This window comes from Halomonas sp. KX33721, from assembly GCF_001596805.1.
Classification (GTDB): domain Bacteria; phylum Pseudomonadota; class Gammaproteobacteria; order Pseudomonadales; family Halomonadaceae; genus Vreelandella; species Vreelandella aquamarina.
Genome location: NZ_LVIA01000108.1, coordinates 1 through 1,543, shown reverse-complemented (window position 1 = coordinate 1,543; position 1,543 = coordinate 1). Strand labels below are relative to the sequence as shown.

Sequence of the window (1,543 nt, the reverse complement as noted above, 5' to 3'; positions counted from 1 at the left end):
TCACTGTTTTAATATACCTGAATCCGTGAAGCCGGCGCCGACACTTTCCCTATCACCGCCAGCGAGCACTTTTTTGATCATTCGCCCCGTGCAAGTTGGCTTTCGCAAGCCCGTTATTGCCAAAACCCACCGTGCTGATCGGTGCTGACGGCCCGTTTTGTCATGCCTTTCCACCCGCCAGGCACGACATATCTGGCGATCGCGTGTCGCTTGGAACTGCTTGTGGATAGAGTGTCGCCGATTGACGGTCAGCATGGCGTTCCTCGTGGATAACGCAGTCGGCTCCGCAGCGTCTTGAGCACCGTCATGCGCCCGATATCCTGCCCGAAGTCGAGGATGATCTGCCGTGCCTTGTGAATCACGAGAGCCGCACGGTGCACCAGCTCTTGTAGCACGGTGCGCAGCCGGCGCCGCTTGGCCGGGTGGCGAACCGGGCTCAGCTCGCCGGTCATGCCCAGCTGTCCCATCAGGCGCAGGATGTTGTAGGCCAACTGGGCGAGATGCAGGATCAGATCGTTGGCGGCGAACTTGCCGGACGGCAAGCGCTCCAGGTCGAGATCGGTCTTGATCTCGCTGTGAAACTGCTCATGGGTGGCATGCGCCTGGTAGCGCTTGATCACCGCCTCCGGCGCCTCGTCCAGGCTGGTCCACCAGCCTTCCAACTCATAGTCCGGTTCGAGCAGCAACTGGCCATCGCGATCGGCGGTGCGCTCGACCAGGCGCATCACGCGTTGGACGACGTATTCGGTCTTGTTGTCGTCGTGGATCGAGACGGTCTGCGGCCACAGCGCCTGGCTGTCGAAGCCGCTGTCCTCGCGTAACAGGATCGGTTGCTTGGTCAAGCATTGGGCGCGAGGCAGTACCCGCTCCAGGAAGGCGTTGCTCTCCTTCATGGTGTGCTGCTTGCCAGGCCGCAGTTCCAGACCCAGGCACCACCCTTCGTTGCCCAGGTAGGCGGCGATCGGGGTGTAGCCATCGACCTTCTGGTAGGTCCGCGAGACGCCTTCCTTCTTCGAGTTGCTGTTGTCCATGACGAGGGTGTCGATGTCCAGGCAGACGTGCGTCGTCTCGGCGGTGATCGGTGCTTCGATCAGTGACAGCAGGGTCGTGGACCAGGTGGCGGTGCGCGCCTGCAGGTCGTTGGCGGCAAGTTTTTCCAGCCGCTGTCGCAGCGTCGCCGCGCTCGGCACCTTCTGCAGGGTCAGCAGTTGTTGGAAGGGCTTGTCGCGGCGGAAGTTCTCGACAGCGTCATAGTCGCTCATGCCCAGACACAGCAGGCCCAGGTAGCTCTTGATCACGTCACTGGTGCGCATGCCCAGCGTGGTGGGGAAGCGGCTGTCGATGCTGTCGACGCCAGCGATCTCGAAGCATTGCCCGATGATGGACAGCCCGGCGTGGCTGGTGAGGGTGCGGCAACTGGCGCGGAACTTTATGTTGGGCATGGCACTGTCTGGGTGAATGGCGATAATGGCTATATTGCCATGCAGGTCAGTGGGTTAGAAGTGCTTCCGGGGGCCGGTCTCACGGATTCAGGTTACATATT

The 1,543-nt window shown here is 61.4% G+C and carries 1 protein-coding gene; it reads right to left on the bottom strand.

All coding sequences use genetic code 11. The features are described 5' to 3' along the window. Positions 1 to 248: 248 nt before the first annotated feature. Positions 249 to 1,442 (bottom strand): transposase, encoded by a 1,194-nt coding sequence (locus A3220_RS16600; protein WP_062376055.1) that lies wholly within the window; start codon positions 1,440 to 1,442, stop codon positions 249 to 251. Positions 1,443 to 1,543: the final 101 nt, after the last annotated feature.

Coding starts and splice junctions, on each gene's coding strand:
- A3220_RS16600 (WP_062376055.1), bottom strand. CDS start 1,442: ATGCCCAACATAAAGTTCCGCGCCAGTTGCCGCACCCTCACCAGCCAC.